The organism is Microvirga arabica (assembly GCF_016811235.1).
Classification (GTDB): Bacteria; Pseudomonadota; Alphaproteobacteria; order Rhizobiales; family Beijerinckiaceae; genus Microvirga; species Microvirga arabica.
The window spans coordinates 61,132-69,904 of sequence record NZ_JAFBID010000025.1 but is presented as its reverse complement, the minus strand read 5'-3'; the positions used below and the strand labels follow the sequence as shown (position 1 = coordinate 69,904).

At 66.8% G+C, this 8,773-nt stretch carries 5 protein-coding genes; 2 read left to right on the top strand and 3 right to left on the bottom strand.

The window, feature by feature from the left end:
• Positions 1-193 precede the first annotated feature (193 nt).
• Together JQC81_RS14670 and pdeM are read left to right on the top strand one after the other, a co-directional pair.
• Complete coding sequence (locus tag JQC81_RS14670) at positions 194-2,893, top strand: ligase-associated DNA damage response DEXH box helicase (RefSeq protein WP_203272541.1); 2,700 nt, start codon at positions 194-196, stop codon at positions 2,891-2,893.
• A complete protein-coding gene (gene pdeM / locus JQC81_RS14665; RefSeq protein ID WP_203272540.1) occupies positions 2,890-3,591 on the top strand; it encodes a ligase-associated DNA damage response endonuclease PdeM in 702 nt (233 codons plus the stop codon). Before JQC81_RS14670 ends, pdeM begins: the two co-directional genes overlap by 4 nt.
• Before the next feature lie 70 nt (positions 3,592-3,661).
• Here the strand turns inward: pdeM and JQC81_RS14660 are convergent, their stop codons facing one another.
• The 3 genes from JQC81_RS14660 to JQC81_RS14650 form a co-directional block, all read right to left on the bottom strand.
• On the bottom strand, positions 3,662-4,423 hold the full coding sequence (locus JQC81_RS14660) for a TIGR02186 family protein (protein WP_203272539.1): 762 nt from the start codon (positions 4,421-4,423) through the stop codon (positions 3,662-3,664).
• Positions 4,420-5,349 carry a sulfite exporter TauE/SafE family protein gene (locus JQC81_RS14655; protein ID WP_203272538.1) on the bottom strand — a complete coding sequence of 310 codons (930 nt, stop codon included), beginning with the start codon at positions 5,347-5,349 and terminating at the stop codon, positions 4,420-4,422. Before JQC81_RS14655 ends, JQC81_RS14660 begins: the two co-directional genes overlap by 4 nt.
• A 102-nt stretch (positions 5,350-5,451) precedes the next feature.
• Positions 5,452-8,619, bottom strand: coding sequence for an SEL1-like repeat protein (locus JQC81_RS14650; protein ID WP_203272537.1), 3,168 nt, complete (start codon positions 8,617-8,619; stop codon positions 5,452-5,454).
• Positions 8,620-8,773: the final 154 nt, after the last annotated feature.

Here is an 8,773-nt window from a genome sequence, read left to right as displayed (position 1 = left end):
CGGCCGCGCGCCGACCCCGAACAGAAGCAAGACTTCGGCGACAGGACAGTCACTCAGGGGATTGACACCCAACGGCCCATTACAGAAGCACTATGGATTTCCTTACCCTCCGCTGATGCGTCCTCCCGGGAGTGACAACGGGGTGGTGCCCGGCCATAGCGGAACCATTCCAGGGGCCCTATCTTGAGGACTCATGTCCCAGCGTCCTGCCTCCCTTCTTCCCAAGACCTTCCGTGACTGGTTCAAGAGCCGTGGCTGGAAGCCGAGGGCGCACCAGCTGGACCTGCTCGCCAAGGCGCGTGAAGGCCGCTCCGTGTTGCTGGTGGCGCCCACGGGCGCGGGCAAGACGCTCGCCGGGTTCCTGCCGAGTCTCGTGGAACTGGCCGAGCGGGGGCCGAGCCGCGGCACGGCCAAGGACAGGCGAGGGCTCCACACGCTCTACATCTCGCCGCTCAAGGCGCTTGCCACCGACGTCGCCCGCAACCTCGAAATTCCGGTGGCCGAGATGGGGCTTCCCATCCGCATCGAGACCCGCACGGGCGATACGCCCTCGCACAAGCGCGCCCGCCAGATCGAGCGGCCGCCGGACATCCTGCTCACCACCCCGGAACAGCTGGCGCTGCTTCTGGCGCACGCGGAGGCGCAGGAGTTTTTCAAGGATCTGCGACGCGTGGTGCTCGACGAATTGCATTCGCTCGTCACCTCGAAACGCGGCGACCTGCTGGCGCTCGGCCTTGCCCGGCTGATGACGATCGCCCCGCAGGTGACGGCCGTCGGCCTGTCGGCCACGGTGCGCGAACCTGACGATCTCAGGCGCTATCTGGTGCCGCAGCGCTCACCCTCTCTTCGGATCTCGGGTGTTCCCGAGATCCGTCCTCGTTTGCCCAAGTCGGAAACATCCGACTTGGGTGGGGGAGGGTCGACCGACAGGTCGGGGTGGGGTGGCACCGCTGACTTGGATGAGGTTGAGGATCCCACCCCCTCCCGCGCACTTGGCGCGACCTCCCCCCTCAAGGGGGAGGTGGGGTGCGAGGACCTCGCCGATCTCGTCGTGGTGCAGGGCGGCGCGCAGCCTGACATCCGCATGCTCGAACTCGACGAGCGCCTGCCGCTCGCGGGCCACACGGCATCCCTGTCGATGCCGGCGATCTACGGGCTCATCCGCACGCACAAGACCACGCTGGTCTTCGTCAACACGCGCCTGCAGGCGGAATACACGTTCCAGGAACTCTGGAAGCTCAACGACGACAACCTTGCCATCGCGCTTCACCACGGTTCGCTCGACGTGTCGCAGCGCCGGCGCGTCGAGGAAGCGATGGCGGCGGGAAAACTGAAGGCTGTCGTCTGCACGGCGACGCTCGATCTCGGCATCGATTGGGGCGATGTGGATCTCGTGGTAAATGTGGGCGCGCCGAAGGGCGCCTCGCGCATCATGCAGCGCATCGGCCGCTCGAACCACCGCATGGACGAGCCGTCGGAAGCCTATCTCGTGCCGGCGAACCGCTTCGAAATTCTCGAATGCCGCGCCGCGCTCGACGCCGTTCACGAGGCCGCGCAGGACACGCCGGATGCGCGGGTCGGTGCGCTTGACGTGCTCTGCCAGCACATCCTCGGCATGGCCTGCGCCGGGCCTTTCGACCTGGCTGAGCTGTACGAGGAGGTGCGCTCCGCCGCGCCTTACGCGGGGCTGACGTGGGAGGATTTCGAAGCCTGCGTGGCGTTCGTCGCGACGGGCGGTTACGCCCTTCGTGCCTATGAGCGCTTCGCCAAGATCGTGCGGGGCAACGACGGCATGTGGCGCGTGCGCGATGCCAGAGTGGCGCAGCAGTACCGGCTGAACGTGGGCACCATCGTCGAGTCGAGCATGATCAAGGTGCGGCTCGGCAAGAGCCTGCGCTCGCGTCCGGGAACTGTCTTGCCGCGTGGACGAATCCTCGGCGAAATCGAGGAGTATTTCGTCGAGACGCTGACGCCCGGCGACACGTTTCTGTTCGCCGGCGAGGTGCTGCGCTTCGAGGGCATCTCCGAGGACGAGGCGCTGGTCACCCGCGCGGGCTCAGGCACCGATCCGATGATCCCGTCCTACGAGGGCGGCAAGTTCCCGCTCTCGACCTTTCTCGCCGCGCGTGTGCGCGCGATCCTGGCCGACCCGTTTGAGTGGGACCGCCTGCCGCCGCAGATGACCGAGTGGCTTCTGCAGCAGCGCCGCCGCTCCATCGTGCCGGGACCGCGCGATCTGCTCGTCGAGACCTTTCCGCGTGGCAACCGCTTCTACATGACCTGCTTTCCCTTCGAGGGCAGGCTCGCGCACCAGACGCTGGGCATGCTGCTCACCCGCCGCCTGGAACGGGCGAAGTTGAAGCCGCTGGGGTTCGTGGCCAACGATTACGGCATTGCGGTCTATGCCTCGGGCGATATCGCGGCCCGTGCGGGGCGCGATCCGAATTTCATGGACGAGCTGTTCTCCGAAGACATGCTGGGCGACGACCTGGAAGACTGGCTGGCCGAGTCTTCCCTGATGAAGCGCACGTTCCGGCAATGTGCCGTGATCGCCGGCCTCATCGAGCGCCGCTTCCCGGGGGAGAAGAAGACGGGTAAGCAGGTCACGATCTCCACCGACCTCGTCTACGACGTGCTGCGCAAGCACGAGCCCGATCACGTTCTGTTGCGCGCCGCCCGGGCGGATGCGGCAACGGGACTCCTCGACGTGAGGCGCCTCGGCATGATGCTTGAGCGCATCCGGGGGCGAATCATCCACAAGCCGCTCGACCGGGTTTCTCCTTTGAGCGTGTCCGTCATGCTGGAGATCGGCCGCGAGCGCGTCTATAGCGACAACGCGGACGAGATTCTGGCCGAGGCGGAAGCAGCGCTTCTCGACGAGGCTTTGGCGTGACGGCATTGCAAAAGAACAAACAGACAACGCACGAGATCGAGCTGAAAGGTCAGCTGGCGCTGCTCGACCTGACGGGGGCCATGTATCTGCCGGCGCATGATGCGCTGCTCGTGGCCGACCTCCATTTCGAGAAGGGCTCGTCCTTCGCCCGGCGCGGCATGATGCTGCCGCCCTACGACACGCGCGAGACGCTTTTGGCGCTGTCCGACGCGGTGTTCCGCTTCAACCCGAAGACCGTGATCGCGCTGGGAGACTCCTTCCACGATATCGGCGGGCCGGATCGCCTCGGGACCGAGGAGCGCACGACACTCTCTGAGGTGCAGCAGGGCCGCGACTGGATCTGGGTCACGGGCAACCACGACCGTATCCTTCCCGACAGCATCGGCGGGCAGGTGGTGGAGGAGATGGCGCTCGGCTCGCTGACGCTTCGCCACGAACCCGCGGCCGGTGAGCAGGCGGAGGTCGCCGGCCATCTGCATCCGGTCGGCAAGGTGGTGATGCGCGGACGCTCCACGCGCCGGCGCTGCTTCCTCACCGACGGCAGCCGCTGCGTGATGCCGGCACTCGGCGCTTATGCGGGCGGACTCAATGCCTGCGATGCCGCCTTCAAGCCGCTGTTCCCGAACGGCTTCACCGCGCATCTCATCGGCACCGAGCGGATTTTCGCCATCGCGAAGTCGATGCTGTGCCGGGATTGAGCTTCAAGGCTCCCACTGTCATTCCGGGCTCCGCTGCGCGGCTCCGGAATGACAGTGAAATGCGTTTGGCCTAATCCCGCCGGAAAATCACGTTGGCGAGCCAGCCGAAGAAGATGGCGATTGCGGCCGTCGCCAGGCCGTAGAACAGCGACCAGTCTCGGGCGACGACGCCGATCTGCTCCTCGAAGCCCGTCTTCACCAACTCGAAGTCGGTGGTCGTGCGGGCCAGGATCACGGTGTCGGCAAACAGCGTCACATCCACATCGTAGTTGCCGGGTGGTGCCGTTGCCGGCAGCGGAATGCCCGCGCGGAAGATGTCCGGGGTCAGGAAGGTCACGCCGCGCTCGTCTTCGAGGTAAAGCCCCTCCTGCACCTTCAGACGGTAGAGCGCGTCCCGGAAGGGTCTGTCCGCTCCGTCGCGGCCCGTGGTGAAATCGTTGGAATTGACCAGGGCCGTGAGACCGATCCTCTGCCGCTGGCGCAGCTGATCGCTGGTGATCTCCGCAATCGGCCGGGAGGTCATCACGCTGATATAGGCGGGCACCGAGGGGAACTTCTGCTGTTCCTGGTTGATCCAGACGGGGCCGAGGCGCTCCTTCTCGCGCACGGTCAGGAACTGGCGCGGGCCGCGGACCGTCACGACCACGTCGTAGCCCGTGGCGCGGGCCACCGTCTGTGCGTCGCGCTCGATGGCGCCGAACACGGCAATCTGCGTGCCGGTATAGTTGGAATTGATGAGCACCCTGTGGTTCGACAGGGACGTGATCAGGGTCTCGGCCCGGGCGGGAGCGAGGCCGGCCAGCAGGAACAGGAGGATGGCGAGAGCCTTCACGAGCGCACCTCCTGGACGGAGATGGAGAAGGGCTCCTCCGGCTGCAGCACGAGTTCGAGTCCGAAGCGCAGGCCCACGGCCAGCAGCAGGATCGCGAGGAGGAAGCGGAACAGCTCCGCCCGCAGATGGCGCCCCATGCGGGCGCCGAACTGGGCCCCGAAGACGCCGCCGACGATGAGCAGGATCGCCAGCACCAGGTCCACGGCCTGATTGGTGACCGCGTGCAGGATGAGGGCGACCAGCGTGGTGCAGACGATCTGGAACTGGGAGGTGCCGACCACCACCGTGGTGGGCACGCGGAAAATGTAGAGCAGTGCCGGCACCACGATGAAGCCGCCGCCGATGCCGAGCAGCGCGCCGGCAAAGCCGATGAAGAGCGAGAGCGCGAGGATGGGGATGACGCTCACATAGAGCTTCGAGCGGTAGAAGCGCATGCGCAGGGGCCAGCCCAGATAGGGTGCATGCTCGCCGGCCCGGCGGCGCAGCCGCACCGTGCCGCCCTTGCGCCGATGCCAGAACTCCCGGATGCTTTCCTTGAGCATCAGGCTGCCGACGATGGTGAACAGCGTCACGTAGGAGATGACGATCACGAGATCGAGCTGCCCGGCCCGGCGCGCGGCCGCGAAGAACCAGACGCCGAGCGCGGATCCGACGAAGCCGCCGGCCACCAGGATGGCCCCGAGCTTGTGATCGAGGGCGTTGCGTCTGAGGGCGCCTAGCACGCTAGTGGTGGAGGAGGCGACGATCTGGGCCGATTGCGTTGCGACCGCGACGGCTGGAGGGATGCCGAGGAAGATCAGGAGCGGCGTCATGAGGAAGCCGCCGCCGATGCCGAACAGGCCTGAAATGAAGCCCACCGCCGCACCCATCCCGAGGATGAGAAGAACGCTCACAGGCATTTCAGCGATAGGCAAATAGATTTGCAACCCGGTTCCCCTATGGCCGGTGCAGCCACGTCGTTGTTACAGTATCATGCAGGCCATGTAACAGTCATGTTCTGAACGAAAGATGACGGAGCCTGCCTGCCTTCAACTCCTGTCGGGTAAAGATCGATCCAGACCAGCCGTCCATTCCGGGGCGGCGGGCGGCGGCTCGTTTGCAATCGAGTCGATGGCGCGGGGGCGCCAGAGATCGATGGCGGCCTTAGCGTTCTTCAGATCCGCGGAGCTGAGGCGAGCAGCCAGCTCGTCGCGCCTGCGGCCCGCTTCCGCATCGCCCTGGGCGGCCGCGAGGGAAAACCATTGGAAGGCCTTGGGCAGGTTGGGCTTCGAGCCGATGCCGCGGGTAAGCAGGAGGCCCGTGTTGAACTGGCTGTCGCGGAAGCCCGCCTCCGCGGCCTCGTTGTACCAGCGCAGGGCCGTCGCATAATCCGGCTTGCCGCTGGCCCCGGAGGTGAGCAGGGTTGCGAGGTTGTGCATGGCCCGAACATGACCGCCCAGGGCCGCCCGCTCATACCAGAAGACGGCCTGCTTGAGATCGCGCCCGACCCCGAGGCCTTGCTCGAACATCGCGGCAAGCCGCTCCTGCGCCGGGGGAAGCCCTGCCTGAGCGGCGCGCTCGAAGAGGCGGACGGCGGCCGCCAGGTCTTCGACCATGCCGCGTCCCTCACTCAGCCGGGCGCCGATTTCATAGAGAGCTGCCGCATCCCCGGACAGGGCCACCTGCCGCAAGCCGGCCGGAACCTCGGCCGGGATGCCGCCGATCGTCGCCGGATCCACGTGGAAGCGGCCTGCTGCCAGAGGGGCCGAGGTTGAGGGTTGCGCGGCAAAGCTCGAAGGCTGGAACAGGCTCAACTCCTGCTTGGCCGCAGGGGCATCGCGCGTGCCCTGGGCCTCCGCCTTGGGAACTTGCACCTGCTGCGGGGCACTCGCCGACGCGGCGGTCGAGACGCTGTGCTGTCCTGATAGGATTTGGGCCGTTCCAGCGGCCAGAACCAGGAACGCGAGCCCGAGAAGAAGCGGACGGCTGTGGTTGTCAAAAGTCCGGCGCAGGCGCTCGAAAAGGCCGGGCAGGGGCGGCGCGGTCACCTCAGACTCGTCGTTCTGCTCTCCGCCTGTGGGACGGGCCTCCTGCACGGGCGAGAGGGAGGAGGGCTCCGCGATCTCCGGCCCTGCATTCTGAGCAGCCCTTCGTGCCGCCGCGATGAGGCTCGCACGCATGTGGCCGGCCTCTTCGTCCGCCGTGGCAACAGGCGCGATCTCTGCCGGTGTCGGGTCATGCACAGGGCCGTCGGGAGGATGGAGCGCAGTTTCCTCGATCCGGGACAGGGTAACCGCATGAAGCTTGCGCACGGCCGCTTCGAGCCGGTCAGTGGGCGGAAGCTCCGAGGGCGGGAGGGTCACGCTGCCAGAGACTGGTGCAGCCTGGCCCGGCAGGCGGGACGTCAGCGCCTCCAGGGCCTCGTGAACCGATTTCAGGGTTTCCTGGGTCTTCCTGTCCGAGCGGGTGTGAAGGGCCTTCAGCTCGACGAAGCCGTGCTTGAGGGAATCCAGATCGCCTGAATCCGGCAGGGTGGCGCGGATGTCGTTCAACGCGGCCCTGGCGGCACGCTCGGCAATGCCCGCAGCCTCGGCCTGCAGGTTCGTCAGATGACCGGCAGCCTGTTCCAGGGCTTTATGCAGCGGTTCGCCGGACACGGATCCCAGGCGTTCCGTCAGTGCTGCGACCTGCCGTTCCAGGTCATCGAATACGGTCGGCTGCGCGGGCTGGCGTTCAAGCTTCTCGTCGATGGAACGGAGCATCTGCGCCACACCGGCGTCATCGCTCTGCCGGCTGAGCTGGCGCAGTTCCTGCTCGATCCGGTCGAAACGCTGCAGGAGCGGCTCTTGCGAGAGCGCCTCCCGCTCGGTCGCCGCCTTGATCTGGGCCGACAGGCGATCTTCCATTCCGCTGACCGCATCGCCATCGGGAGAGCGGCTGCCGGACAGATTGGCCATGCGCTCAGCCAGGAGGGCCAGCTGCTCGCCGATCGGCGCGAGATCCACCGGCGTCGGCTCCGGGCGGCGGACGAGGAGATCGAGGCGGCGGTCCACGCTCTCCAGCAGTTCCGGAACCTTGCTCGTGTCCTGGGCCGTGGCGGTCACATAGAGGGCCGAACAGACATCGTCGAGGGACCGCTTCAGGGCTGTGAAGTCGCTCTTGTTCACCTGATGGAGGCGGAGCTCGGCGATCTGCCGGCCGAGAGCCTCGATATCGCCGGAGAGCCGGACCATCTGCTGCGGTTCGGCGCGGCTCGCCAGGTCGTGGCGCAGGTCCACGATCTGGCCGCTGAGGAAGTCGATCACCGAGCGGTCGATCCCCGTCTCGGCCACGCGCCCGATCTTCGCCTCGATGCGGTCGATCCCGAGCCCGAGGTGCTGATGCAGCTCATGATTGATCCGCTCGGAGAGGGTCTGGACCTCTTCGTAGAGAACGGTCATCGACCCGGCGAGGGTGTGCAGGTCCCTGGTCGTCGGTGCCTGCCCGAGGTCCTTGGCGATGGAGCCGAGGGATGCGCCAAGGGCAGCGATCTCTTCGCGGGTCGCCAGATGATCCATGCCGGCCCGGAGGGTGTCGATCTCGGTGCGGATCGTCTCGACGGCTAGCGTGAAGTCCGTGTTCGGCTGCTCCAGGCGGCTGGCGAGCCGGGACATGTCGGCCCGCAGCCCGGACAGGGTTTCGGATACGGGAGCAAGCGCCTTGAGCGCCTCATCTATGGGGAATTCGACGCGCGGCGGAGCGGCCTGCTCGGAAGCAACCCGGCGCTCGACCGTGTCGAGGCGCTCCTTCAGTGAGGACAGGGCCTGGGACAGGATCGCCGCGATGCGCTCCTGCTGGTCCGTGGACGCGCGGGCGGCTTCGTTGAGGCGGGTCTCGGCCTGCTCGATCCAGCTTGCCATCGACTCCAGGGCGATGGCCGTCCGTGAGGCCTGATCCTGGGCCTGCCGCTCGTTCTCGGCCGCGATGGCCGCCATGAGCGTTTCGTAATCCGGCTTCGGCCGTGGGCGCGGCGCGGCGGACATCCGGGCAATGAGGTTGTCGAGATCGCTGCCGGCCGTCCGGCGGGGCTTGGGCCGAAAGGCGGGAGCGGGTTCGGCCTGCTCGGCCAGAACGGCAGCGGCCCAGTCCTCAAGACTCATGCCCGCCCGGCGTGCCGCGGCCATGGCCAGCTCGCGGGCGTCGAGGTCGTCAAGTCTTGAGGGGACGTGTCGTCTCATCATCGGCTCGCGGGGATACGCTGGAACTCCTCAAGACGAAGACGGGCCCCGTGCCGATCTGCGTCCGACGGGCAAAGGGCATTGGAGGGGGAGGCGAATCACAGTGCCTCCAAATCCTTCATCCGGCAGCACAGCTTTCGACGAGCGTAGTAAA

What these genes read in the sequence shown, in the direction of transcription:
- JQC81_RS14670 (WP_203272541.1), top strand. Translation starts at nt 194, where the DNA reads ATGTCCCAGCGTCCTGCCTCCCTTCTTCCCAAGACCTTCCGTGACTGG.
- JQC81_RS14650 (WP_203272537.1), bottom strand. Translation starts at nt 8,619, where the DNA reads ATGAGACGACACGTCCCCTCAAGACTTGACGACCTCGACGCCCGCGAG.